This window comes from Onishia taeanensis (genome assembly GCF_003268885.1).
Taxonomy (GTDB): domain Bacteria; phylum Pseudomonadota; class Gammaproteobacteria; order Pseudomonadales; family Halomonadaceae; genus Onishia; species Onishia taeanensis_A.
This window is the reverse complement of the sequence record NZ_QLSX01000001.1, coordinates 565,371-590,658: the sequence shown is the minus strand read 5'-3', so window position 1 is coordinate 590,658 and position 25,288 is coordinate 565,371. Positions and strand designations below refer to the sequence as shown.

At 62.1% G+C, this 25,288-nt stretch carries 20 protein-coding genes; 9 read left to right on the top strand and 11 right to left on the bottom strand.

The features are described 5' to 3' along the window. Window positions 1-46: 46 nt before the first annotated feature. Complete coding sequence (locus tag BCL93_RS02795) at window positions 47-988, top strand: IS1595 family transposase (protein ID WP_112053565.1); 942 nt, start codon at window positions 47-49, stop codon at window positions 986-988. A gap of 30 nt (window positions 989-1,018) precedes the next feature. On the opposite strand, the gene BCL93_RS02790 is transcribed toward BCL93_RS02795, so the two are convergent. Both BCL93_RS02790 and BCL93_RS02785 read right to left on the bottom strand, forming a co-directional pair. Further along, window positions 1,019-1,831 carry a DNA adenine methylase gene (locus BCL93_RS02790; protein ID WP_112053564.1) on the bottom strand — a complete coding sequence of 271 codons (813 nt, stop codon included), beginning with the start codon at window positions 1,829-1,831 and terminating at the stop codon, window positions 1,019-1,021. A gap of 242 nt (window positions 1,832-2,073) precedes the next feature. Beyond that, window positions 2,074-2,979: a LysR family transcriptional regulator gene (locus BCL93_RS02785; RefSeq protein ID WP_112053563.1), complete on the bottom strand. Its 906-nt coding sequence runs from the start codon at window positions 2,977-2,979 to the stop codon at window positions 2,074-2,076. A gap of 174 nt (window positions 2,980-3,153) precedes the next feature. Here BCL93_RS02785 and BCL93_RS02780 point away from each other — a divergent pair, with 174 nt between their 5' ends. The 3 genes from BCL93_RS02780 to BCL93_RS02770 all read left to right on the top strand — a co-directional run bounded on the left by BCL93_RS02780 (window position 3,154) and on the right by BCL93_RS02770 (window position 7,688). Then, window positions 3,154-4,665, top strand: coding sequence for a CoA-acylating methylmalonate-semialdehyde dehydrogenase (locus BCL93_RS02780; protein ID WP_112053562.1), 1,512 nt, complete (start codon window positions 3,154-3,156; stop codon window positions 4,663-4,665). 100 nt (window positions 4,666-4,765) lie between these two features. After that, window positions 4,766-6,436, top strand: coding sequence for a GMC family oxidoreductase (locus tag BCL93_RS02775; protein WP_112053615.1), 1,671 nt, complete (start codon window positions 4,766-4,768; stop codon window positions 6,434-6,436). Window positions 6,437-6,674: 238 nt separating this feature from the next. After that, window positions 6,675-7,688: an isocitrate dehydrogenase gene (locus BCL93_RS02770; protein WP_112053561.1), complete on the top strand. Its 1,014-nt coding sequence runs from the start codon at window positions 6,675-6,677 to the stop codon at window positions 7,686-7,688. 119 nt (window positions 7,689-7,807) lie between these two features. Here BCL93_RS02770 and BCL93_RS02765 read toward each other — a convergent pair whose 3' ends face one another. Continuing rightward, on the bottom strand, window positions 7,808-8,335 hold the full coding sequence (locus BCL93_RS02765; RefSeq protein WP_112053560.1) for a CIA30 family protein: 528 nt from the start codon (window positions 8,333-8,335) through the stop codon (window positions 7,808-7,810). Window positions 8,336-8,572: 237 nt separating this feature from the next. Here BCL93_RS02765 and BCL93_RS02760 point away from each other — a divergent pair, with 237 nt between their 5' ends. Beyond that, window positions 8,573-9,691: an alkene reductase gene (locus tag BCL93_RS02760; RefSeq protein WP_112053559.1), complete on the top strand. Its 1,119-nt coding sequence runs from the start codon at window positions 8,573-8,575 to the stop codon at window positions 9,689-9,691. Between the two features lie 151 nt (window positions 9,692-9,842). Here BCL93_RS02760 and BCL93_RS02755 read toward each other — a convergent pair whose 3' ends face one another. Next, window positions 9,843-11,117: an O-acetylhomoserine aminocarboxypropyltransferase/cysteine synthase family protein gene (locus BCL93_RS02755; RefSeq protein WP_112053558.1), complete on the bottom strand. Its 1,275-nt coding sequence runs from the start codon at window positions 11,115-11,117 to the stop codon at window positions 9,843-9,845. Between the two features lie 195 nt (window positions 11,118-11,312). Here BCL93_RS02755 and BCL93_RS02750 point away from each other — a divergent pair, with 195 nt between their 5' ends. Further along, window positions 11,313-11,747, top strand: coding sequence for a DUF3617 domain-containing protein (locus BCL93_RS02750; RefSeq protein WP_112053557.1), 435 nt, complete (start codon window positions 11,313-11,315; stop codon window positions 11,745-11,747). Between the two features lie 33 nt (window positions 11,748-11,780). Here the strand turns inward: BCL93_RS02750 and BCL93_RS02745 are convergent, their stop codons facing one another. From BCL93_RS02745 to BCL93_RS02735, 3 genes are all read right to left on the bottom strand, one after another. Beyond that, window positions 11,781-12,197: an STAS/SEC14 domain-containing protein gene (locus BCL93_RS02745; RefSeq protein ID WP_112053556.1), complete on the bottom strand. Its 417-nt coding sequence runs from the start codon at window positions 12,195-12,197 to the stop codon at window positions 11,781-11,783. Between the two features lie 211 nt (window positions 12,198-12,408). Next, a complete protein-coding gene (locus tag BCL93_RS02740; RefSeq protein ID WP_112053555.1) occupies window positions 12,409-15,507 on the bottom strand; it encodes an efflux RND transporter permease subunit in 3,099 nt (1,032 codons plus the stop codon). Further along, the gene (locus tag BCL93_RS02735) at window positions 15,507-16,568 is read right to left on the bottom strand and encodes an efflux RND transporter periplasmic adaptor subunit (RefSeq protein ID WP_258395918.1); all 1,062 of its coding nucleotides are present in this window, start codon (window positions 16,566-16,568) and stop codon (window positions 15,507-15,509) included. The genes BCL93_RS02740 and BCL93_RS02735 overlap by 1 nt, the downstream gene beginning before the upstream one ends. A 513-nt stretch (window positions 16,569-17,081) precedes the next feature. Between BCL93_RS02735 and BCL93_RS02730 the strand changes: the two genes are divergently transcribed. Together BCL93_RS02730 and BCL93_RS02725 are read left to right on the top strand one after the other, a co-directional pair. After that, window positions 17,082-18,263 (top strand): NAD(P)/FAD-dependent oxidoreductase, encoded by a 1,182-nt coding sequence (locus BCL93_RS02730; protein WP_112053554.1) that lies wholly within the window; start codon window positions 17,082-17,084, stop codon window positions 18,261-18,263. A 130-nt stretch (window positions 18,264-18,393) separates the two neighbouring features. Next, window positions 18,394-19,320: a CHAD domain-containing protein gene (locus tag BCL93_RS02725; protein ID WP_112053553.1), complete on the top strand. Its 927-nt coding sequence runs from the start codon at window positions 18,394-18,396 to the stop codon at window positions 19,318-19,320. A gap of 48 nt (window positions 19,321-19,368) precedes the next feature. Here the strand turns inward: BCL93_RS02725 and BCL93_RS02720 are convergent, their stop codons facing one another. The 4 genes from BCL93_RS02720 to BCL93_RS02705 all read right to left on the bottom strand — a co-directional run bounded on the left by BCL93_RS02720 (window position 19,369) and on the right by BCL93_RS02705 (window position 21,467). Next, complete coding sequence (locus tag BCL93_RS02720; protein ID WP_112053552.1) at window positions 19,369-19,686, bottom strand: YqjK family protein; 318 nt, start codon at window positions 19,684-19,686, stop codon at window positions 19,369-19,371. Further along, window positions 19,667-20,074: a phage holin family protein gene (locus BCL93_RS02715; RefSeq protein ID WP_112053551.1), complete on the bottom strand. Its 408-nt coding sequence runs from the start codon at window positions 20,072-20,074 to the stop codon at window positions 19,667-19,669. Before BCL93_RS02715 ends, BCL93_RS02720 begins: the two co-directional genes overlap by 20 nt. Continuing rightward, complete coding sequence (locus BCL93_RS02710) at window positions 20,074-20,406, bottom strand: DUF883 family protein (RefSeq protein ID WP_112053550.1); 333 nt, start codon at window positions 20,404-20,406, stop codon at window positions 20,074-20,076. Before BCL93_RS02710 ends, BCL93_RS02715 begins: the two co-directional genes overlap by 1 nt. Window positions 20,407-20,507: 101 nt before the next feature. After that, window positions 20,508-21,467 (bottom strand): phospholipase A, encoded by a 960-nt coding sequence (locus BCL93_RS02705; protein ID WP_112053549.1) that lies wholly within the window; start codon window positions 21,465-21,467, stop codon window positions 20,508-20,510. A gap of 357 nt (window positions 21,468-21,824) precedes the next feature. On the opposite strand from BCL93_RS02705, the gene mscK reads away from it, so the two are divergent. After that, window positions 21,825-25,268, top strand: a complete 3,444-nt coding sequence (gene mscK / locus BCL93_RS02700) for a mechanosensitive channel MscK (RefSeq protein ID WP_258395934.1) — start codon at window positions 21,825-21,827, stop codon at window positions 25,266-25,268. The last annotated feature ends 20 nt before the right edge of the window (window positions 25,269-25,288 follow it).

Sequence of the window (25,288 nt, the reverse complement as noted above, 5' to 3'; positions counted from 1 at the left end):
CAGGCTCTCCTATACTGATGTTATGTCCAGTAGAGGAGGTCGCGTCATGGCACGCAATCCTATCCAGTTCCAGCCCGGCCTGTCGCTGCCGGCATTTCTCGAGCAGTACGGCACCCAAGCGCAGTGCCAGGCAGCCCTCTTCCAGCATCGCTGGCCTAGGGGGTTCGTGTGCCCCGACTGCGGCAACAACACGGGCTGCCAGCTGTCGCGGGGGCTCTACCAGTGCCATCGCTGCCATCATCAACCCTCGCTGACCGCCGGTACCATCTTCCATGCCACGCACCTGCCATTAACCACCTGGTTTCTGGCCATCTATCTGCTGACCCAGCGCAAGAGCGGCATCTCAGCGCTGCAGCTGTCCCGGGAACTCGGCGTCAGCTACAACACCGCCTGGAAGCTCAAGCACAAGCTGCTGCAGGTCATGCATGAGCACAACCAGGGCGAAAAGCTCTCTGGACGCATCGAGCTGGATGACGCCTATCTGGGCGGTGAACGGCCGGGAAAGCGCGGTCGCGGCGCTGAGCACAAGTTCCCGTTTGTGGCGGCCGTGCAAACCGACGAGGAGGGCCATCCGCAGCGTGTTCAGCTTCGCCGCTTGAGCGGTTTTACCCTTGCCGAGATACGTCGCTACGCTCAACAGGCCATTGCGCCCGGCAGCCATGTCATCAGCGACGGTCTCGGATGCTTCCTGGCCTTCGATACGCCCACCTATGTTCATGAGCGCCACATCACCGGCGGTGGGCGTGCCAGCGTGGCGAATCCGGCGTTCAACTGGGTCAACACGCTGCTCGGCAACGTCAAGAACGCGATCACCGGCACTTACCATGCCATCCGCGGGCCGCACGCCCCACGCTACCTGGCCGAGTTCGAGTATCGTTTCAATCGGCGCTATGACCTTAAGGCCATGATCCCGCGCTTTCTGACGGTGGCGGCGAGAACGCCGCCAATGCCGTACCGGTTCCTGAAGATGGCTGAATGTTATGCGTAATCAGGAAGAGTTTTGTCCGGATTTTTGATCTTAATTCCAGCACTGAATGGCGAGTTCGGAGTATTTTCCTCTGAACTCGCTTTTTCCTGATAGTACGCTGCTTCTTGATAGCGTGCTATGCTGCACATAATCTTGGTAAAGTTCTATTATCGATTCGTGGTTTGCATTGGTAAGCAATACCTTTGCTCCCCTTTCTGTTGCACGATCGATGGCATGCTTTAGTCTTACCTGGTCTTCCCAGGAGAATAGCTTCTCGTTGTATTTTACGAAACCGTTGTAGTTGTGCCTTACCGTGTAAGGGGGGTCGACAAACACAAAGTCGTTTTCCTGCGCCGCATCAACGATCGCTTCAAAATCAGAGTGCGTGATCACAGAGCGGCGGAGAAGTTTTGCAGTTTCCCGGAAGTTATCCGTATCAAGTACTACATTGCTCTTGGTGCCTTTTGGAACATTGAATTTTCCAGAAAGATTGACGCGATAAAGCCCATTCCAGCATGTCCTGTTCAAGTAGATCATACGCGCTGCGATCTCTGTCTGCCTAGTCGGCGTCTGGGCGCGCATGAAGTAGTAAAACTCTTCGGAGTGCTGCTCATGGTAGCTTTTGAGCAGATTCTCGACCATACGATTCCGGTTCCTCAGTGCACGGTATGTCGTGATGAGTTCCTGGTTAGCATCGGATAGCAAGGCCTGCTGAGGCTGCAAATGGAAAAACACCGAGCCGCTTCCGAGAAAGGGCTCAATGTAGGTGTTGAACTCAGTTGGGAAGATTTCAGGATGATCGCGGACCAACCACCTTTTACCCCCGGCCCACTTTAGAAAGGGCAGTACGATCTGCTCTGACATCTCATCATCCTGACACGAAATTCTGGCCGCTATGATACGTGGACCGAGGATCCGGCGCCATGGCCCAGCGGGCTATAACACATGGCAATTCACGCCACTGCGTCCTGCGGTGCCCACTGAGCAACTGCCAGCCAGTGTTCTAGTGCGGCACGTCCAGATCCCATTGATATTTCTCCGTCTCGGGGTCGCTGCCGCCACCGAAGACTAACGTATTTGCTGCCCCGTCTCGCCACGATCATCGCTTAGAAAGACCAGATATCTTCCAACACACCGCGTACGGCGGCGATCACCGGTTCGTCGCGCCGCTCCTTGAGCCAGATGAAGCTCAGTGCACAGGGTAGGCTGATGCCTTTGGCAACGACAAGGCCGCGTTCCTGGCGCTCCTGCAGGGCATTGGCATCTCGGGCCAGGGCCAGGCCGACGCCGGCTCGCACCAGGTCGATCATGCAGGGTTCCTGATCGACTTGGGCCACGCGGTTCGGTGTGAGCCCATGCGCCAGCATCCGTTGCGTCAGTAGCCGGTAGTGCACGGAGCGCGGCGGGGTGACGATCCAGGGCAGGGCGGCCAGGCTGGGCCAGTCGGTACGTGCCAGGCGCGATGACCAGCCGGCCGGGGCGATGACGTTATAGTCGAAATGCGTCAGTTCGATCATTTCCACCACCGGCGCCCCTTCCCCCGTTTCCGGCATCTGGCCGGGCGGCTCCAGGTAGAAGCCGACATCCAGCTCGCGTTTCAGCAGTGATTCGAGCACATAGCCGCTGGTGCCGTGATGCAACTCCGTCTCGACCTGAGGGATCCGGTGCACCAATCGGTGCAGCAAGGCGCCTAGGCGAATGAATTCGGGGTCGACGATGGTGCCGATGCGCAGGCGTCCGCGCAGCGTCTCGTGCATCGACTGGGCGCTGATCTTGAAGGCCTGCAAGCCCGCGAGTGCGGCCTCGGCGGACGGCAGCAGGGCATGGCCATCGCTGGTCAGCGCGAGCCCCTGCGCGTGGCGCTGGAAGAGCGTGAGGCCCAGGGTCTCCTGCAACTGCTTGAGCTTGAGGCTGACGGCCGGTTGGGTCAGGTGCAGCTCCTCGGCGGCGCGCGACACGCTGCCCTGATGGGCCACGGCCACGAAGGCGCGCAGCGCCTTGATGTCATGCATGCATGCCTCCCCTGGAAATGGCCATTGCGCCGAGCGATAAGATATTTGTGAATCTTATATATCGCTTTTGGCTTTCTCAATTGATTCCACATCGCCTTGAGTTAGTTTTGTGCCTACTAGGCCCCGCAGCATGGGCTATCCAGTGTGCAGTGCAACATAAGGTAAGAGGTAGACATGACCACCGAGCGCATCGAGCATTATATCAATGGCCATAAGACTAATGGCGTAGACGACCGTTACCAAGACGTCACCAACCCGGCCACCGGTAAGGTGACCGGCCAGGTCGCGCTGGCCACCCAGTCGGACGTGGATAGTGCCGTGGCGGCCGCTCAGGAAGCCTTCCCTTCCTGGGCCGATACCCCGCCGATTCGCCGGGCGCGAGTCATGTTCAAGTTCCTCGAGCTGCTGAACGCGCACAAGGACGAGCTGGCCGAAGCGATCACCCGTGAGCATGGCAAGGTGTTTACCGATGCCCAGGGCGAGGTGGCGCGCGGCATCGATATCGTCGAGTTCGCCTGTGGCATTCCGCAACTGCTCAAGGGCGACTACACCGAGCAAGTCAGCCGGGGCATCGACAACTGGACGACCCGCCAGCCGCTGGGCGTTGTCGCCGGTATCACGCCGTTCAACTTCCCGGTAATGGTGCCGATGTGGATGTTCCCGGTAGCGATTGCCGCCGGTAACAGCTTCGTACTCAAGCCGAGCCCGCTGGATCCCAGCGCTTCGCTGATGATGGCTGATCTGCTCAAGCAGGCCGGTCTGCCGGATGGCGTCTTCAACGTGGTGCAGGGTGACAAGGATTCGGTGGAAGCACTGATCGACCACCCGGACGTCAAGGCGCTGTCCTTCGTCGGTTCCACCCCCATCGCCAACCTGATCTACGAGCGGGGCGCGCGTAACGGCAAGCGTGTTCAGGCGCTGGGTGGTGCCAAGAACCACATGGTGGTGATGCCGGATGCCAACCTGGACAAGGCCGTCGATGCCCTGATCGGCGCGGCCTACGGCTCCGCTGGCGAGCGCTGCATGGCGATCAGCGTGGCGGTGCTGGTCGGCGACGTGGCCGACAAGATCGTGCCGCGTCTGGCCGAGCGGGCCCGTGACCTGAAGGTCAAGAATGGCCTGGAGCTCGATGCCGAGATGGGGCCCATCGTCACCGCTCAGGCGCATCAGCGCATCAATGGCTACATCGAGAAGGGTGTGGCCGAAGGCGCCGAGATGATCGTCGATGGCCGCGATTTCGATTCTGCCACCACCGGAGAAGGCTGCGCCGACGGCTTCTGGATGGGCGGCACCCTGTTCGACCACGTCACCCCGGAGATGACCATTTACCGAGAAGAGATCTTCGGCCCGGTGCTGGCCTGCGTGCGCGTGCCGGACGTGGCTACCGCTATTCAATTGATCAACGATCACGAGTTCGGCAATGGCGTTAGTTGCTTCACCGAAAGCGGCAGCGTGGCCCGCGAGTTCGGTCGGCGCATCCAGGTCGGCATGGTGGGCATCAATGTGCCGATCCCGGTGCCGATGGCCTGGCACGGCTTCGGTGGCTGGAAGCGTTCGATGTTCGGCGATACGCATGCCTATGGCGAGGAAGGGGTGCGCTTCTACACCAAGCAGAAGTCGATCATGCAGCGTTGGTCGGATTCCATCGACGCGGGCGCCGAATTTGCCATGCCGACGGCCAAATAATCCCTTCCTCCATTGACTGAACGGTATGCCGGCCGATCGGGGCGATCCCCCGGTCGAAGGCCGCCCACGGGCGGGCCGGCATCCCCAGCGAGAGCACGCCATGGCTGATCAAACCAACAACACCAACACCCATGCCTTCGACTATATCGTGGTGGGCGCCGGCACCGCCGGCTGCCTGCTCGCCAATCGCCTCAGTGCGGACCCGGCCAACCGGGTGCTGCTGATCGAGGCCGGCGGGCGAGACAACTATCACTGGATCCACATTCCGGTGGGCTATCTGTACTGCATCAACAACCCGCGTACTGATTGGCGATTCCGTACCGAGCCCGATCCTGGCTTGAACGGTCGCTCGCTGATCTATCCGCGCGGCAAGACTCTCGGTGGCTGCTCCAGCATCAATGGCATGCTCTATCTGCGCGGCCAGGCTCGCGACTATGACGGCTGGGCCGAGCTGACCGGCGACGATGCCTGGCGCTGGGAGAACTGCCTGCCCGACTTCATGAAGCACGAGGATCATCATCGCCTGGATGATGGGGGCGACGCCGACGCTGAACACCGTGATTTCCACGGCCATGGCGGCGAGTGGCGTATCGAGAAGCAGCGCCTGAGCTGGCAGGTACTGGATGATTTCGCCACCGCGGCGGTGGAATCCGGCATCCCTCGCACCCGCGACTTCAATCGCGGCGACAACGAGGGGGTGGACTATTTCGAGGTCAACCAGCGTTCGGGCTGGCGCTGGAATACCTCCAAGGCTTTCCTGCGGGGCGTCGAACGGCGCGGCAACCTGACGGTCTGGCATTCCACCCAGGTGCTGGGGCTCGACTTTGCCTCAGACGAGGACGGCGAGCCCCGCTGTTGTGGGGTCACGGCCGAGCGCGCGGGAGAAAAGGTCGTGGCGACAGCAAGTCGCGAAGTAGTGCTCTCCGCCGGTGCCATCGGCTCGCCGCAGTTGCTGCAAATCTCAGGCGTCGGTCCGGCGGCGCTGCTTGCCGAGCATGGCATTTCGGTGGTGTCAGACCTGCCAGGCGTGGGCGAGAACCTGCAGGACCACCTGCAGATTCGTTCGGTCTACAAGGTCAAGGGTGCCAAGACCCTCAACTCCATGGCCAGCACGCTGTTCGGCAAGGCGAAGATCGGACTGGAGTACGCCCTGAAACGTTCCGGGCCGATGAGCATGGCACCGTCCCAGCTGTGTGCCTTTACCCGCAGTTCCGCAGACTACAAGCACCCTAACCTCGAATACCACGTCCAGCCGCTGAGCCTCGAGGCGTTCGGCCAGCCGCTGCATGATTTTCCGGCCATCACAGCAAGTGTGTGCAACCTCAACCCGACCAGTCGGGGCACGGTGCGCATCAAGAGTCGCGACCCGCATAAGCCGCCGGCTATCTCACCCAACTACCTGAGCACGCCGGAGGATCGTCAGGTCGCCGCCGACTCGCTGCGGGTGACGCGCCAGATCGCCGCTCAGCCGGCCTTTGCCAAGTACGAGCCCGAGGAGTTCAAACCGGGGGTGGAGTATCAGAGCGATGATGACCTGGCACGGCTGGCCGGCGATATCGGCACCACCATCTTCCATCCGGTTGGCACCGCCAAGATGGGACGCGACGACGATCCCATGGCGGTGGTGGACTCTCACCTTCGGGTCCGGGGGGTAATCGGCCTGCGCGTGGTGGATGCCAGCATCATGCCGACCATTACCAGCGGGAATACCAACTCGCCAACCCTGATGATTGCCGAGAAGGCAGCGGGCTGGATCCTGGCAGCGCAATGAACCCGATAGGACGTTGCGAGAAAACCGCGGGCTATTTCTAAGCGAGCTATCCTGCTGGCTACGTCGATTCTTCCCGTGTGGCACCAGTACTACACTGGCGTTAGGCGCGTCGGCCTTGCGTCCTCTTTAGACTTTGTACCTAGTCAGCGGGGCCACATTCTGACACTCTCATGCTCCTTGCAGGCGTTAGGATAAAGACGACGCTGAGCAATTGTTCCCACATCCAAGGAGACTCGCTATGCCCCAGACTATCGCCGTCATCAAAGGAGATGGTATTGGCCCTGAGATCATGGATGCCACGCTCAAGGTGCTCGATGCCCTGGACTGTGGCTTTGAGTATGACGTGATCGAGGCGGGGCTAGGGGCCTTGGAGAAGCACGGTACCTTGATTCCCCAGGCATCGCTGGACAGCATCGCCGAGCACGGCCTGGCCCTCAAGGGCCCGCTGACCACGCCGGTGGGTAAGGGGTTCTCGTCCATCAACGTTCAGCTGCGTCGCCATTTCGACCTGTACGCCAATGTGCGCCCGGCGATCAGTTTCCCGGGCACGCGGTCGCGCTACGATGACATCGATCTCATCACCGTGCGCGAGAATACCGAAGGCGCCTACATGGCCGAAGGCCAGAGCCTGAGCGAAGACGGCGAGACGGCGGTCGCGAGTATCAAGACCACCCGCAAGGGCTCCGAGCGCATCGTGCGTCATGCCTTTGAGCTTGCACGTGCCAAGGGGCGCAAGAAAGTCACGGCGGTCCACAAGGCCAACATCATCAAGTCCAGCTCCGGGCTCTTTCTCGATGTTGCTCGAGAAGTCGCCAAGGATTTTCCTGAGATCGAGTTCCAGGAAATGATCGTCGACAATGCCTGCATGCAACTGGTGATGAATCCGCATCAGTTCGACGTCATCGTCACCACTAACCTGTTCGGCGATATTCTCTCTGACCTTTGCGCGGGCCTGGTCGGCGGCCTGGGCATGGCGCCGGGGGCCAACATTGGCAAGCAGGCGGCGATCTTCGAGGCAGTACACGGCTCGGCACCGGACATCGCCGGTAAGGGCGTGGCCAACCCCTGCGCTCTGCTGCTGGCCGCAGCGGAAATGCTGGACTACCTGGACATGAACGATAAAGGCACGCGGATTCGTACCGCCATCCGCGAGGTGCTAGAGAGCTCTCGTGAGGAAGTCACACCGGATCTCGGCGGCAGCGGTACCACCGAGACCTTCGCTAACGCCCTGGTAGCGGCCGTCAGCCGCTAAGCGCCCGCCAATCTCGCCCTGGGGGCTTCCCAGGGCGACGTGCCGCCTCCTTGCTCTGCTCCCCGTCTGGTCTTGAACGCCTGTCAGTGCGCGTCTATCTCGGCAACTATCCTCGGCAGCTATCTTGGCTGCTCGGCGTCAGCCGACGCCGCAGAGACAACCGTGGCCACCCGTTTTACCCGCAAGCAGAAAGGCCCGGCAGTGCGGTCGGCAATCAGGAAACCGATCTGGTGAATGTCTTCCGGCGCCAGGGGCGGTGCGTCACTCAGAACGGTGCCGCGCCTCACGGCCTCGAATGCCGCCCATGGGAAGGTGAGCGTCTGCCAGGCATCCGTTGACGGGGTGAAGGTCATCCGATAAGCGCTGGAGTCGCCAAGCGCTGAGCTTTTCAGACGCAGTTGGTAGCTGCGTCCATCGCCGCGCACGGTGATGGCGATGCCCTTGGCCTGGGCAAAGCCTGATTCAGTACCATCCGGTTGGCGGCGCACCGATGCGAACCCACCGCCGTTCTCAAGCGATACCTCGCCATGGAAGCGCCCCTCGCCCTGGGAAACGCTGAACCCACTTTGCGAGATGCCGCCCATCACGCCGTCATTTACCGCATACCAGCGTTCTTGCTCGTGCGGGTCGTCGAATTCCAGTTCCATCATCGCTCCTTTCGCCACTAGTTTTTTCACCACTACTCACCTCACCGCCAGGTTTTGGCGCTGCCAACATCGTTGGCAGGCAAGGCTCGCTGACGGTGATTGATTTTACTTAATGCGCTAATAATTAGCGTGGGGTAGTCAGCTCTCCCAGCTTGCTAGTAAACTGGTCTAATCAAAGTAGGCGAAGATCGCATCTTGCGAATCATGCCTTGAATCTATTGTAACGGGAGTTGCCGAATGGCCCACGATACGCTGCTGACACCGACCCGCCTGGGTAGCCTGACGCTACCCAACCGCATTCTGATGGCGCCCCTGACCCGTGCCCGCACGCCGAACAGCGTGCCGGGCAAGCTGCAGGAAGCCTACTACGGCCAGCGCGCCGGCGCTGGGCTGATCATCAGCGAGGCGACCAATATCTCCCCGACGGCCCGCGGCTATGTGTATACCCCGGGCATCTGGACCGATGAGCAGGAAGCCGGCTGGAAGGGCGTCGTGGATGCCGTGCATGCCAAGGGTGGCCGCATGGCGCTGCAGCTGTGGCACGTCGGTCGTGTATCCCATGAGATGGTGCAGCCCGATGGCCAGGCGCCGGTAGCGCCCAGCGCGCTGAAAGGCGAGGGCGCCCAGTGCTTCGTGGAATTCGAGGACGGCACCGCCGGCCGGCACGAGACCAGCACCCCGCGGGCGCTGGAAACCGATGAGATTCCCGGCATCGTCGATGACTACCGCCAGGCGGCCATTCGCGCCAAGCGGGCAGGCTTCGACATGATCGAGGTGCACGCCGCTAACGCCTATCTGCTCAACCAGTTCCTGGCCACCGGCACCAATAAGCGCACCGATCAGTACGGCGGTTCACTGGAAAACCGCGCCCGCTTCCCGCTCGAGGTGGTCGATGCGGTGGCCGAGGTATTTGGCCCCCAGCGCACCGGTATTCGCCTGACGCCGTTCATCGAGCTCTTCGGGCTGACCGATGACGAATCCGAGGCGATGACCTTCTACCTGCTGGAGCAGCTGTCCAAGCGCGGCCTGGCCTATGTGCACGTTAACGAGCCCGATTGGGCCGGCGGCGACATCACGTTCAGCGATGATTTCCGTCGTGAGATGCGCGCCCGCTTTACCGGCAGCCTGATCTTCTGCGGGCATTACGACGCCGAACGCGGCGAGCGGATCATCAGCGACGGCATCGCCGATGCAGTGGCGATCGGGCGTTCCTACATCGCCAACCCGGATCTGGTCGAGCGCATTCGCTTGGGCGCCGAGCTCAACGAGCCGGATCCCGAGACCTTCTATGGTGGTGACGAGAAGGGCTATACCGATTATCCGTTCCTGGATAACGGCTTCGATCGCCGCGCCTGATTGGCGCGGGTCTGGTTAGGTTTGGTGTGACAGCCGAGCCCCAATGCTCTGCTTTTTGGCCCCCTCATCGAGGGGGCTTTTTTATGGCTGGGTTTATCGATGAGTGCTTTTGGATGGCCGAATTGACGCTGGGCGCGAGCCAAGGGGCCTTTCAGCCCTTGGCGGCGGCCAGGGCCTGATCGATATCGGCGATGATGTCGTCGACGTGTTCGATGCCAATCGACAGACGCACCATGTCCGCGGTCACGCCGGCGGCCTTGAGCTCCTCCTCGTTGAGCTGGCGGTGCGTGGTCGAGGCCGGAATCGACGAGCAGGTCTTGGCGTCGCCGATATTCACCAGGCGCAGGATCAGTTGCAGTGCATCGTAGAAGCGGGCGCCGGCCTCGCGGCCGCCTTCGATGCCGAAGCTCAGGATGCCTGAGGCACGGCCACCCATGTAGCGCTCGGCGAGAGCATGGTCCTTGTGGCTCTCGAGGCCCGCATACTGCACCCAGGTGACTTGCGGGTGCTGTTCCAGATGCTTGGCCACCGCGAGGGTGTTGTCGCAGATGCGCTCGATGCGCAGGGCCAGGGACTCGAGCCCTTGCAGCAGGTTCCAGGCGGCTTGGGCCGAGAGCGCGGCACCCATGTTGCGAAGTGGCACTACACGGGCGCGGGCAATGAAGGCGGCGTCGCCGACGTCGCGGGTATAGCTGACGCCATGATAGGAGACGTCGGGTTCGTTCAAGAGCGCAAAACGCTCGGGATGATCGGCCCAGGGGAATGTGCCGGAATCGACGATCACACCGCCCACCGTGGTGCCATGCCCGCCGATGTACTTGGTGGCCGAGTGAATGACGATATCCGCCCCGTGCTCGATAGGGCGCCACAGGAAGGGGGTGGGCACGGTGTTATCGACGATCAGCGGCACGCCGTGGCGGTGCGCCACATCGGCCAGCGCCTGCATGTCGACCACGCTGCCTGATGGATTGCCCACGCTCTCGCAGAAGATGGCCTTGGTGCGCTCATCGATCAGGGCGGCGATGCCGGCCGTGTCGTCCTTGTGGGCGAAGCGTACCTCGATGCCCTGGCGGGGCAGCGTATGGGCAAAGAGGTTGTAGGTGCCGCCATACAGCTCGCTGATGGAGACGATGTTATCGCCCGTTTCGGCAATGGTCTGGATCGCATAGGTGATCGCCGACATGCCGGAAGCCACCGCCAGGCCGGCGATCCCGCCTTCCAGGACGGCGATGCGCTGCTCGAGGACCGCGCAGGTCGGATTCATGATTCGCGAATAGATGTTGCCCTCGACCTTGAGGTCGAACAGGTCGGCGGCATGCTGAGCGCTGTCGAAGGAAAACGAGGTGGTCTGATGAATGGGCACGGCCACGGCATGCTGGTTGTCCGGTTCGTATCCGTGGTGCAGGGCGATGGTTTCGAGCTTCATATGGATTCCTGGCAGCTTAAATGAAGGGCAACGATAGGCGGTGGAAAATGACGGGTGATAAGACGCAATGCCTCATGCCAAGGACCATATTAGCAGCGGCTTGGTTTTATGCCTTTCGTCCTTCGCCTTAGCTTGGGTTGAGCCTGTATTGAGCTACGCTTGAGGAGCCAACAGCCACCCTCGGAGATGTGCCACATGCCCGCTATCGTTTTGCTCTTTGTTGCCGCCCTGCTGATGCTCCCCCTGCCGGTCATGGCGCAAGGGGGAGCGCCGAATCTGGTACCCGGGATGTGGGCGTTCAGCAGCATGACCCATGTCGAGGGCGACCTGCCGATTCCCGATCAGACGGAATCCCACCAGGAATGTCTGACCGAAGCCGACATCGCCGATGCCCAACGCTCCATGATTCAGGAGCAGGACGGTTGCGAGGTGATCGAATCGACCATCGGCCGGGATCGCATGGATTACCGCATGATGTGTCGCGGTTCCGGCGGTGAGGCGAACATCGATGGCAACATGCGTTTCCTCGGTGAACGCGCCGAGGGCAGTGTGGACATCGACACCACCACGCCGATGGGCGAGCTCAAGATGCACACCACCATCGAGGCTCAGCGCATGGGCGAATGCTGAATAGCCGAGACCGCAGCCTAAACCTGTGAGCCGCTAACCGGCCGTTGCCTCGTCGGCATCGGCGGCCTGGGGCGCCTCAGGTAGGTCGCGAACCCATTCCTTGGCTTCATCCCGGTGGTGGGTGTCGAAGATACGCACCTCGAAGGGTTTGAAGAGATGGTTCTCGAGGGAGGCCAGCGGACGCAGCCAATTGTGGTCGGTGACCACGGCAGCGCGGTGATAATGCGCCATATCGCCGATCTGAGTCAGGCCATAGCCCAGGTCACGCAGCATGGCGGTCAGGGTCATCCAGCGCATCTCGTCGATCTCGGTGTAGAGGCTGATTCGGGGATGTGTCTTCTTCAGGGCCTCAATGGCGTCGATGGCTTCTTGCAGGTCATCGGCGTTCACTCGTCCGCTGGCGCGCAGGGCGACAACATGGCTGGCCCCGGGGGGCAGAAATTCGATCATGGCAGTGATTCCTCTTGGCCGGTGGGTGGCGGCTGGCTGTCAGAAGTGTCGTTTCAACTCCGGTGAAAGCATCATTCTGTTCTGAAGCATAGCAGCCGCCACGCCGCTGCTCTGGCTGGCGCGAAGAACCCGGCGACGCCATCGAGAGCTGCGGACTCATCAGGCTAGGCATTCTTCATCAAGCTCGGCGGCCGGGTCCCTCGGCTAGCGTTTAATCTCCCATTTCTCGCTCCAGGCGCTGGGCGACCGCCTGCGGCGAACCGGTGTGCCGGGCCAGCAGGTCGTAGGCCACCGGCACCACGAACAGGGTGAACAGGGTCGCCGCGGCGACACCGCTGAGAATCACGATGCCGATCACCAGCCGGGTTTCGGCGCCGGGACCGGTGGACATGATCAGCGGCACGGCCCCGGCCATGGTGGTCACTGCGGTCATCAGGATCGGCCGCAGCCGGGTCACTGAGGCCTCGATCAGGGCGTCACGGAAGGCGCTGCCCTGATCGCGCAACTGGTTGGCGAACTCCACGATCAGGATGCCGTTCTTGGCGGCGAGCCCAACCAGCATGACGAGCCCTACCTGGCTATATAGGTTCAGCGATTGCCCGGCGAGATAGAGCCCCAACAGGGCGCCGCACAGCGCCAGCGGCACGGTGAGCATGATCACCAGTGGATGCACGAGACTCTCGAACTGACCCGCCAGTACCAGGAACACCACCAGCACCCCGAGTAGCAGCAGGAAGGTGGTGGCGCCGCTCGCCTCCATGAAGTCGCGCGAGGCGCCCTTGAGGTCGGTCTGGGCTTCTGCGGGCAGGAGCTCATCGACGCTGGCTTGCAGGTAGGCCAGGGCCTCGCCGAGCGGATAGCCCTCGGCCAGGTCGGCCTCGAGGGTGATGGCGCGAATGCGGTTGAAGCGGTTGAGGGTGCTGGGGCCGGCAAAGTCGGTCAGCGTCACTAGGCTTGCCAAAGGAATCAGTTCATCGCTGCGCGCCGAGCGTACCTGAATACTGTCTAGCGAACGCGGGCTTTGCGTGTCGCTGGGCTCGCCTTCCAGTATCACTTCATATTCCTCGCCGTCATCGACGTAGCGGGTGACGTTGCGACCGCCGAGCAGTGTCTCGAGGGTGCGGCCGATCTCGCTGACGGTAACCCCGAGTTCGGCGGCCCGCTGGTAGTCGATATTGACCTTTAGCTGGGGCTGGGTTTCATCAAAGTCGCTTTCCAGCCCGATCAGGCGTGGGTTGTCGGTGCGGATATGATCGATCAAACGGTCGCGCCAGTTGGCCAGTTGTTCATAAGTGCCGCCGCCGAGCACGAACTGCACGGGTTTCTCCACCCGGCCGCCGAACCCCTGGCGCATTACCGGAAAAGTACGCACCCCGGGCAGGCCTGAGAGCCGGCTGCGGACATCATCCATGATCGCCCACGCCGAGCGCCGCTCGCCCCAGTCGGGCAGGCCGATAATCGCGAAGCCGTCGTTGAAGGTCTCGATGTTGCCATAGCCGCGTGGCGCGCGGATCAATACCCGGTCGACGTCGCCGGTCTCGATCATCGGCAGCAGCCGGGTCTCAATCTCGTTCATGTAGTCGAGCATGTAGTCGTAGCTGGCGCCGGGCGGGCCGTTGACCAGCAGGAAGAAGTTGCCGCGATCTTCCTTGGGGGTGTATTCGCGGGGCAGCTCCGTGGCGAGCCAGCCAGCGCCGCCCAGCATGGCCAGAAACAGTGCGGCGACTAGCAGACGCATCTTGAGCACTCGGATCAGCACCGTGCGGTACAGGTGCTGGCTGAACTCGAGCAGGCGCTGGACACCGATGGCCAGACGGCTCTCATGCATGCCGGGGCTGAGCAGCTTGGAGGCCATCATCGGCGTCAGGGTGAGGGCCAGCAGGCTCGAGATGGCCACGGCGGCGGACAGGGTCAGCGCAAATTCACCGAACAGGCGGCCGATGTCACCCTCAAGGAAGCTCAGCGGCACGAAGACCGCCACCAGCACCAGGGTAGTGGCGATCACCGCGAAGGCGATCTGGCGGCCGCCGCGGAAGGCGGCCACCAGCGGCGTCTCGCCGTATTGCTGCATGCGCCGATGGATGTTCTCGAGCACCACGATGGCGTCATCGACGATCAGGCCGATGGCCAGCACCAGGGCCAGCAGCGTCAGCAGGTTGATGGTGAAACCGAATACTGCCAGGGCAATGAAGGTGCCGATCACCGCAATCGGCACCGTGACCGCTGGAATCAGCGTGGTGCGCAGGTTGCCAAGAAACAGAAAGATCACGATGACGACGAGTCCCATGGCGATAAACAGCGTCGTCACCACCTGGCTGATGGCCCCGGACACGAACACCGAGGCATCGAAGTTGAGGCGCAGGCTCAGCCCCTCGGGGAGCGTCTTCTGCAAGCGCTCCATTTCGGCGCGCACGCCCTGGGCTAGGTCCAGCACATTGGCGGTGGACTGCTTGATCATGCCAAGACCCACCATCGGCACGCCGTTGCCGCGAAAGACGGTGCGCTCCTCGACGGCGCCGATCTCGACCCTGGCAACATCGCCGAGCCGCACCAGATCGCCATCGGCACCTTCGGACAGCACCAGCCTCTGGAAGTCGTCGGCGGTGGCGAAGCTTCGGGGCAGGCGGACCACGAACTGCCGGTCCTCGGAGGTGATGGCACCGCCGGGCAGTTCGACGTTTTCCTCGCGCAGGGCATCCTCGACGTCGCCGACGCTCAGGTTGCGGGCGGCCAGGGCGTGGCGGTCGAGCCATATGCGCATAGCGTAATCGCGCCCGCCACCGACGCGCACCTGAGAGACCCCGGGCTGCACTGACAGCCGATCGACCAGATAACGATTGGCGTAGTCGGTGAGCTCTTCCATCGAATAGCCTTCCCCAGACAGGCTCAGCCACACCACCACTTCCGAGCTGCTGTCGGCCTTCTGGATCTCCGGAGGCTCGGCCTCATCCGGCAGGTTGCCACGGGCCCCCGATATGCGGTCGCGCATGTCGTTGGCGGCGGCATCGATGTCCTGGTCGAGACCGAACTCGACCGTGATCTCGGATTCGCCATCCTGGCTCGACGAGCTGATGGTCTGGATGCCCTCGATGCCTGAGATACGGTCCTCGAGCACCTGGGTGATGCGGGTTTCGACGACGCTTGAGGAGGCGCCCGGATAACGGGTGTCGACGCTGACGATAGGCGGGTCGATGGCCGGATATTCCTGCAGCGGCAAGCGTTCCAGCGCCAGTAAACCGAAGGCCACGATCAAGGCGGCCAGTACGCTTGCCAAGACCGGGCGCTGGACGGAAATATCGGACAGGCGCATCAGGAATCATCCGCCTTGGTCGCGGCCCCCGTAGCCGGTCGGCTGCGTTGGAGTATCTCCGCGACCGTGGTCGAGGCATCGACGATGCCGAGCACCTCGACGGCTTGTCCATCGCCTGTGGACTGGCTGCCATGAATCACCACCAGGTCGCCGGCTGAAAGGCCGTCTAGAATTTCCACCCGGCCGGCGCGGCGGGCGCCGATGCTCACATCTCTTAGGTGCGCCGTCATCTCGGCTTCATCGATCACCAGCAGCGACTGGCGGCGTCCTTCTGGAATCAATGCGGCTTCGGGGATGACCAGCGCCTGGCGCGACGCGCCGTCGAGTGTCACTTCCATCAGCATGCCGGGGCGCAGCCGGCGCCCGTCGTTGGGCAGCTTGGCGCGGACCGTGACGCTGCGGCTGGTCGGGTCAATACGGGTACCGATGCTGGCGATCTGGCCCTGAAAGCGCTCATCGGGGTAGGCCGGGCTATGGGCCGTAAGCGGTAGCCCTCTCGACAGCAGGCTGATGCGACTCTCAGGCACCTGGAAATCGAGCTTCACGACATCGAGTTTGTCCAGCGTCACCAGTGCCATACCGGGTGTGACCAGGCTGCCGACGCTGATGTTGCGAAAGCCCACCTGACCATCGAACGGCGCACGCAGCCGGTGGGCGGCCAGCCGCGCCTCTATTTCGTCGATCTGTGCCTCGACCTGCCTCAGCTGCGCCTGGCTGTCCTCGACGTTGGCCCTGGGCGCCAGGTTGCGAGATTGCAGCTGGCTGGCGCGAGACAGCGCATTGCGTCGCTCGTCGCGCAGCGCCTGGGCGGCGCGCAACTGCGCCTGCTCTTCGCCGTCCTCCAGGCGGATCAGTACAGCGCCGGTGCTAACCCGCTGGCCATCCTCGAAGCTCACTTCGCTGACGATCTCGGTCACAGTCGCAGAGAGCGTCACGCTTTCATCCGCACGCAGCGTGCCCAGCGCTTCCAGCTGTTCTGACCAGGTGAGGGTATCGGCGCGGCTGGCAATGACTGTGCTGAGGGATGCCTGCGCTTGGGCTAACGCGGGCAGTAGGGTCATCAGGAGCGCAAGCCACACCACGACCAGGCGAGAGCGGCGTGTCGTCCGTCGGAGTGGCAGCCATCGGAAGGGCAGCCTTGGCATCGAGAATGGCATCAAGGTGGTGTCTCTTGGTCGGGGCTAGGGGGAAGGGAGATTTGCCTGGCAATAGGGCTGTGGTTGGACGTCGCGCTTCCGTCGTCATCGCCCCAGTCGCCGCCTCGTGAGTCTTCATCGTAAGGTGTGCCGATGATCAATGACTGCGGTTAAAATCTATACACACCTTATACGCGGCGAGTGCATAAGACAATGTGTCGACAAGACATGTACAGGGGCCCGCGATGACAAGGAAAGTGGCGCTCGGACCGGCGCGCAGCGCTTGCATCATCAGCCCATTCTATCGGCCCGCTCTATCAGCCCACTCTCAAGGTCAAGCTGAGAGGCCAGCGTGGCATAAGCCGGGAAGATCACCAGCGTCCCCTGCCGCTCTGGTACCATCTCGCCCTTGTTCCATGGCTCCAAGGGTGATGCTGCATGACTTCCCAACCCGATGTGGTGGTGATCGGTGCCGGTGCGGCCGGACTGATGTGCGCGCTGACCGCCGGTTACGCCGGCCGGCGCGTGCTGCTGATCGACCATGCCAACAAGGCTGGCAAGAAGATTCTGATGTCGGGTGGTGGCCGCTGCAATTTCACCAATATGGCGACGGGGCCCGGCAACTTCTTTTCCGGCAATCCGCATTTCTGCATTTCGGCCCTGAAGCGCTATCGGCCGGAGCACTTCGTCGAGCTCGTCGAGCGCCACGGCGTCGATTACGTCGAAAAGGCGCCGGGACAGCTTTTCTGCGCGGATTCGGCCAAGGACATCGTGCGCTTGTTACTCACCGAGTGTGAGTGGGCGGGTGTCGAGGTCAGCCTCAAGACCCGCGTCGACTCCATCGAGCGGCGAGGCGAGGGGATGCGCCTGGAGACCTCGCTTGGGCGTATCGACACCGGTGCCGTGGTCATCGCCACCGGTGGGCTATCGATTCCCAGCATGGGCGCCACTGGCTTTGGTTACGACATCGCTCGCCAGTTTGGTCTCACGGTCACCGACACCCGGGCGGCGCTGGTGCCATTCACCCTGACATCGCAGTGGAAGGAGCGCGCCGCGGCGCTTTCCGGCGTCAGCTGCGAGGTGGCGGTCAAGTGCCGTGACGGTGCCTATCGGGAGCCGATGCTGTTCACCCATCGCGGGCTCTCCGGGCCTGCCATGCTGCAGATTTCCAGTTATTGGCAGACCGGCGACGAACTTGAAATTGACCTGCTGGCGGGGGAGTGTGCCTTCGAGGCCCTGGCCCGTGCGCGTCGGGAAACGCCCAAGCGGCGTCTTTCGACCTGGCTTGGCGAGCGCTTCCCCAAGCGCTTCGCTCAGGCGCTGAGTGAGTGGTATGGGCAGGATGCTCCGCTTGCTGAGCTGTCCAATGCCCGCCTCGAAGACTGGCAGGCACGCCTTAATCATTGGTCGATAAAGCCGGCGGGAACCGAAGGCTGGCGGACCGCCGAGGTCACCATGGGGGGCGTCGATACTCATGGTGTGTCGTCGAAGGACTTCGCGGTCAATGGTCTGCCGCAGTTGCGCTTCATTGGCGAGGTGCTGGATGTGACCGGCGAATTGGGCGGCTACAATTTCCAATGGGCTTGGGCGTCGGGCGTTGCCTGTGGGCAGTCGCTCTAGGCTGTGTACGAAAACTATCTGCGTTCACTGACGTTTCGCACAAACCCTAGGTCTCGGAAATGGCGGTAACTGTCGCCCGCATTATCGAGTCGCTTTTGGCTCATCGTGTGTATCGCATAGGGAGAATGCCATGGCGTTTGCACTACGACTGGACCGGGCCATGCAGGCCAACCTGACGAGGATCGTCGATCGCCAACTGCGCAAGGCCCTTGCTGAGCTGGCGGTCGAGCCAAGCGATCCGCGACTGGCCGATCATGTGCATCAGGTTCGCAAGCGGATGAAGATGCTGCGGGGGCTGCTGCGTCTGATGCGCTATGCCATGCCCCCTGACATGTATCGCCGGGAAAACGCCGCCTTGCGTGATGCGGCAAACGCCCTGTCAGGGTCCCGGGATGCACAGGTGTGCATCGACACCTTCGATATCCTGGTGCCTGCTGAAACGCTGGAAGACGAGGCTCGGCAGCTCGCCCCCGTACGTGAAGCGCTGGTCGCCGCGCGGGACCGGCTGCTCGCTGGGGCGGAGGCCGAAGAGAACGGGAGGGGGGATAACACCGCGCATCACCTAGCGTCGGCCCGCACGCAACTCGAGGCGGTGCGCGAGCGGCTGCCAAGTTGGCGGCTGACGGAAAAGGGCGTCAAGGCCATCGCAGGCGGCTTGAAAAAAGTCTATGGCCAGGGGCGGGCGGCTTTCACTCAGGCGTATTCAAGCGGTGATGATGGCGACTTCCACGAGTGGCGAAAGCAGGTCAAGTATCACTGGTATCACGTGCGCCTGCTTCACCCGCTCTGGCCTGCGGCTCAGCGTGCTCGGGCCAGGGAACTCAAGTTGCTGGCTGAACGACTGGGCGACGAACACGACCTCACGATGCTGCGAGAGGAGCTGCTGCGCCTGGAGGGCTTAGAAGACGGGATTGTTGCGGAACTTGAGTGGCGCGCGTCGCGCCGCCAGCTCACCCTGCGTGATGATGCCCGAAGGCTCGGAGGCCTGCTGTATGCCGAATCACCCAAGGCCTTTTGCCGCCGTTATCGGCGCTTCTGGAAGGTGGCGCGGCCCTGAACCGGTCGCCTGACAGCTAGACGCCTAATAGCTAGACCACAGGCGCCGTTACTTGACGAGGCGGCGAAGACGCCTTGCCGTCATGGCGAGTCCGAGCGCACGCCCGGCGAGTCGCCTGCCCCCTTTCGGGCGGCGCAGGCTGCGCCAAGCTACCAGCCCGGCAATCCCATAAAGCGGTGCCTTCCAGCGCATCACGGCATGATAGAAAGCATCGATGCCGTGGGTAGCCTGTCGCCAGTGTTCGGCGTTGACCAACACATCGATACGCTGCTGCTCGATGCGGGTTTCAAGCTGCGCCTTGCGTTCGGCAAGGCTCGCCTCGTCGGTGCTTTTGCGGGCAGCGGTATTAGTGGTCGGCTTGGGCATGCTGTCGCTCCGCGTTCATGAGCTCGCGGTCGGTGGCGAGGTGCTTGAGCGTGCTCTTGAGAAGAGTGGGGCGCTTGGCGAGGCGACGCACCCATAGCGCCATCACCAGGCCACTGCCCAGCAAAGCCAGTGCGCAGGCGACGATGGCTTCCAGCCGATAGCTGTCCCAGAACACCACGACCACCAGCAGGGTCAGCATCGCCAAGCCCAACAGCAGCAGCAGCAGACTGACGCCTGCCAGCAGCAGCAGGGTGATCAGACGAGCCTTCTCCTCTTCGAGCTCTACCACGGCGAGACGCAATCGCGTCTCGCCGCTGGTAATCAGGCTGCCGATCAGTCGCCGGGTGGCCTCGAATACGCGCTCTGCCGGTCCTTGGCCCTGAGCCATTAGCGCCGCCCGATCAGCATGCCGATCACGACGCCGACACCGGCACCGATGCCGATGCTGGTCCAGGGGTTATCGTGGACGTACTGGTCGCATGCATCGGCCTGTTCGCGCACATTGTCGCGGGCATTGCTGTAGAGCCGTTCGCCTCGGGCTTCCAGATTAGCGCGGGTGTCTTTGAGGCGTTGCTCGGCACGCTCGCGCATCTCCTTGATATTGCTGCGTGAGTCATCCGCTGTGGCGTTTACGAGCTCCTCCAGCGTGTTGGTCAGGTGCTCAAGGTCGCTCTTGAGCTGGTCGGTGCTGGTATCGATGTTGGGCTTACGGTTTGCCATTCGAGTCTTCCTTTGACGGGTGGGAAACGTGTTCAGCATAGCAGCCTAGGAGCGTGGACAGCACCCTTTGCCATGCCTGCCCGAGGTGCCCTTGCTGATGTTCAACGTGCATTGGTGAAGAAAGAGTTGAGGCTGAAGCCAATGCTAAGGCGATTGTTATTGTTGTCATAGTCGACCAGGCTCTCGCCGTAGCCGTGGTAATACTGGATATGCCAACGCATGCTGTCGGAGAGGGGCAGCGAATAGTCGAACTGATAGCCCATGTGACCGGCGTCGGGATTGCCTCGCACCAGCAGGCTGGCTTCGTGGTTGTCATTTAGACGCCTTGCCACGGTAATGTCGCCATACCCCATGTAGCGCTCGATGTCCGGGTTGTCGTCTTCTTCTTCGGACTCCGGGATGCGCCAATGGGGCGCTACACTGACCACCCAGTCTCCGCTCTGGAAGATGCTTTCCAGATATAGCCGGTTCCAGCTGCGTGACAGCGGCTCCGAGCGGCCGTTGGACTGGTGATTGAATGCAAAGCGGTTCTGAATGTTGGTCCAGCCCAGCATCGACATGTCGTTGTCAAAACTGACGAAGAATTCTGGCTCGAAGTTGGTTTCCCGGAAGGGGGAAGAGGCCTCCGAATTGTAGGCCTGCCACCAGCTGCGCTGGGTGTAGGCAAAGTATAGGTCTCCGTTGTTGCCGAATACATTGTCGGCTAGCTTGAACTTGGCGCTGAACTGGAACTTGACCTCGGCATTGCCCACTTCCGAGTCGCTGATCGAACGGAAATCTTCCTGGTTGGGGTTGGTGTTGTAGCTCCAGGGGAACAGATAGTTGCGGCGATAGGCGGTAATCGCGAAGGGATTATTCTCGGATTCCTCCTCCAGTTCGCGCCGCTGCTCGGCTTCTTCCAAGGCACGCTGGGCAGAAAGCTGGTCGGTCATCTCTTCCTGAGTCAGCGGCTGGTTGGTCGCTCGCCCCTCGGTGTCGCTGTCCTGTGCGACGGCTTCGCTTGCCAGTGTGCTAGCGCACAAGGCCAGGGCGAGCGCCTTGAGTGGCTTGGGCATGGCCATGTTCTGATTCCTGTCGGTCGCCTATCGAGTCCTGTTTCTACCATGACGTGAGGCCAAGTCAATCGTTCTCGTTATCTCTCGGGCGTTTTCAGTGACTTTCTCAACGACTTTCACAACGACTTTCGCAACGGAGTTCTCCCTTGCGAAGAAGAGGCGATATGTCGCGGTCGCGCCGAGTTGTGGCGATCGTCGTCGCGGTAGACACTGAATATGAAGGGATTCGCTGGGTACCGTCTATCATTGTGGCTCGTTGGCGTGTCCCGGCGCCGCTGGGGAAATGGCGGCATATACGTTGGGCGAACATGCGGAGGAAGGGCGGTGGGGCAAGTGAATGGGCAGGGTATTGCGCTAGGGCATGTGGCGCGTTGGGCACGGGGGGGCGTCCACGTCGGGTGGTTGGCGCTGTTGGTGCTCCTCTTGCTGCTGTCCTTGACTGGACCGGCACTGGCGCAGGACGCCTCGACGTCCGATTTGCCGAGTATCGCGACTTTGAATGCCCGCATTCAGGGCCTCGAGCCTCAGGAAGGTGCGACGCTTGATGAGGCCGCGCAGCGCGATCTGGAGGCGCTCAAGTCAACCCGGCAGACGCTTTCCAAGTTGCAGGATATGCAGGCCGATATGGCAACACTGGAGAAGCGGATTGCCAGTTCCCCGGCAGATATCGAGACACTGAAACAGTCCCTGCAACACGATCTTTCTTCCGCGCCGGACATGACGCCGGAATCACTCGACTCGCTTGCGACGACTGACCTAGCCGCTCGTCTTCAGGATGCCCTGGATACGCTGCAGGGACAGCAGGACCGCCTGAGCGAGGTCAATACGCAGCTGATCAACACCCAGACGCTGCCCGAACGCGCCCAGCAGAGCATCGCTGATGCGATGCGCACACTCGAGAGCAGTCGCCAGGCCCTGGAAAACCTGGCTGATGTGCCGGCCGATAATCCTCAACGGCTGCAGCGACTCGCCGAGATGCGTCTGGCGGATCTGACCGTGCGCTATCAGCAGAGTGCGCTGAATGCCAACTCTCGTCTGCGCGAACTCGCCCAGCTTCGCCAGGACCAGCTCAACCGGCAGATCGCCCAGCAGGAGGCCCATCTGGCCATGCTGCAGGCGGTTCTCGACCGCAAGCGGCGCGACCAATCCGAGCAGGCCATCAAAGAGGCTGCGGCCGGCGGTGCCCAGGTCGAAACCGAGCACCCAGCGGTCAAGCAGGCGCAAGAGGTCAATCGCGAGTTGAGCCTCGAGCTATTAAAGGCCACTGAGCTTTCCAACACCCTGGCTCGCGACGGCCTAGAGGTGCGCCGTCAGCTCGACCGCGTGCGCCAGCTTCAGCGGACCCTGAATGAACAGATCGACGCGATTCGCGGCAGCCTGCTGCTGTCACGCATCCTGCGCGAACAGCGACGCCTGCTGCCGCAGGTCGAGCAGCGCCGCAATCTGCAGGACGACATCGCCGACCTGCGTCTCAAGCAGTTCGAGCTGGGCCGCCAGCGTGAGGCGCTTCGCGATACCACTGCCTTGGCAAAAGAGGAACTGGCGGCGGCCAAGGTCGAACCCTCGGATGCGCTGATCACTGCCCTGGAGGGGATTTATCGATCGCGGCGAGAGTTGGTCGACCAAGTAGAGCAAGCCTATGGCGAGGAGCTGAGCGCGGCCATTGATTTGCAGCTCAATCAGCAGCAGTTGCTGGCCCTTAGCAGGCAGTTGCGTACGACGCTCGACGAACAGCTGTTCTGGGTTGCCAATAGCCGTCCGCTGGACCTGGGCTGGCTGGGTCAGATACCGGCGCGGCTGGCCGACACCTGGGTGCACGGCGCGTGGCGCTCGGCATTTTCCTTGCAGTGGCCTGGGCTTGGAAGTCTGGTGGGGCTGCTGCCGCTATTGATCGCCGTCGTTCTCTTCCTGCTGCGTCCTCCGATCAAGCGACATCTGGTGCTGCTCAGCGACAAGATCGGGCATCTCAAATATGACACCCAGGCCCTGACCCCGAAGGCGATAGCGCTCAATGCGCTGCTGGCAAGCCCTGGCCCGCTAGTGCTGGCGTCGCTGGGCCTGGTGCTACTGATTGGGCAAGTTGGCATGACGTCGCGGCTTGGCATGGCACTGGTTCAACTGGCACTGGCCTGGGGCAGTATCGCCTGGGCGAGGCGGTTGCTGGTGCGCGATGGGGTGGCGACGCGTCATTTCCTGTGGCCACCAGCCTACGCGGAGCGGCTTTCCAGGCTGCTGCAGTGGCTGGGACTGTCGCTGGTGCCGGTGCTGATGATCTCGAGCGTGGCGCGCGGTGGAGAAATCGCCTTGTCACAGTATCCGTTGGCCTTGCTGCTGATGCTTTCGGGCCTCGCTGGCATGGCGGTGGTGCAGAGCAAGCTGATTGCCGCCCACACGCCTTTTTTCGGCGTCCTGTTGCTGCGCCTGCTGGTTGGCCTGGCGCTGGCTGCGGTGCCATTGCTGCTGATGTGCCTGATCATCTTGGGGTATGAGTACACGGCCCTGAGTTTGGTGGCGCGTTATGTGATCACGCTCTATCTGCTGGGAGTATGGATCGTGGTCGAAGCCTCCGTGGTGCGGGGGTTAGCGGTGGCAGCGCGGCGCTTGGCTTACCGGCGTGCATTGGCGCGTCGCCGGGCGCTGAAGCGCGATGAGTCGGGAAGCGGAATGGAGGTGGTCGAGGAACCTCCGTTGGACATGAATCAGGTCAATCAGCAGTCATTGCGTCTATCCAAGCTCATCCTGGTGCTGGGGTTGGCGATGCTGTTGTATCTGATATGGGCCGATCTGCTAAGCGTACTGGGTTACCTGAATCAGGTGGCGGTATGGGCGGGAGAGTCGGGTGGCAGTGGTGAAGGCGGCGTTGCCGCGGGGATCAGCGTAGCTGATGTCTTCATCGCCCTGGTGACGGTGGCCTTGACGATGATGCTGGCGCGCAACCTTCCCGGCCTGCTCGAGGTGATGGTGCTGTCGCGGCTGGCGCTCAAGCAGGGCAGTGCCTATGCGATCACCTCGCTGTTGTCTTATGTGATCGCCGGGGGTGGGGTGGTGATGGCGCTGGGAACCCTCGGGGTGACCTGGGACAAATTGCAGTGGCTGGTCGCTGCCTTGGGGGTGGGCCTGGGGTTCGGACTCCAGGAAATATTCGCCAACTTCATTTCGGGGCTGATCATTCTCTTCGAACGGCCGGTGCGCATCGGTGACACCATCACCCTTGGCAACCTACATGGCACCGTCAGCCGCATTCGTATTCGTGCCACTACCGTCACGGACTTCGACCGCAAAGAGATCATCATTCCCAACAAGACCTTTGTCACCGACCAGTTGATCAACTGGTCGCTATCCGACAACGTCACCCGGGTGGTGCTCAACTATGGGGTGGCCTATGGCTCGGATCTGGCGCTGGTGCATCGCCTGCTGCGCGAGGTGGCCAAGGGCAATGCCAGGGTGCTCAAGGACCCGGAGCCGCAGGTGTTCTTCCTGCAATACGGTGCCAGCACGCTTGATTTCGAACTGCGCATCTTCGTCAATTCATTGACCGATCGGCTGCATGCGGCGGATGAAATCAACGTCGAGATCGCATCCCGTTTCCAGGAGCACGGTGTCGACATCGCCTTCAACCAGCTCGATGTGCGCCTGCATGATGCCAATGGTGGGCCCATCGAGTGGGGGGCGCTGTCCGTCCGCGAGAGGCAAGCCGACAAGCGGGATGATCACCAGAGCGAGCGCGCCAGTCGGGCAGGTAGCGCGCCTCGTCACGGCAAGCAAGACCGCGGCACCTTGGATGATGGGCCAGAGGGCGAGGACTAGCAGAGCAGGCGACGCTCAGG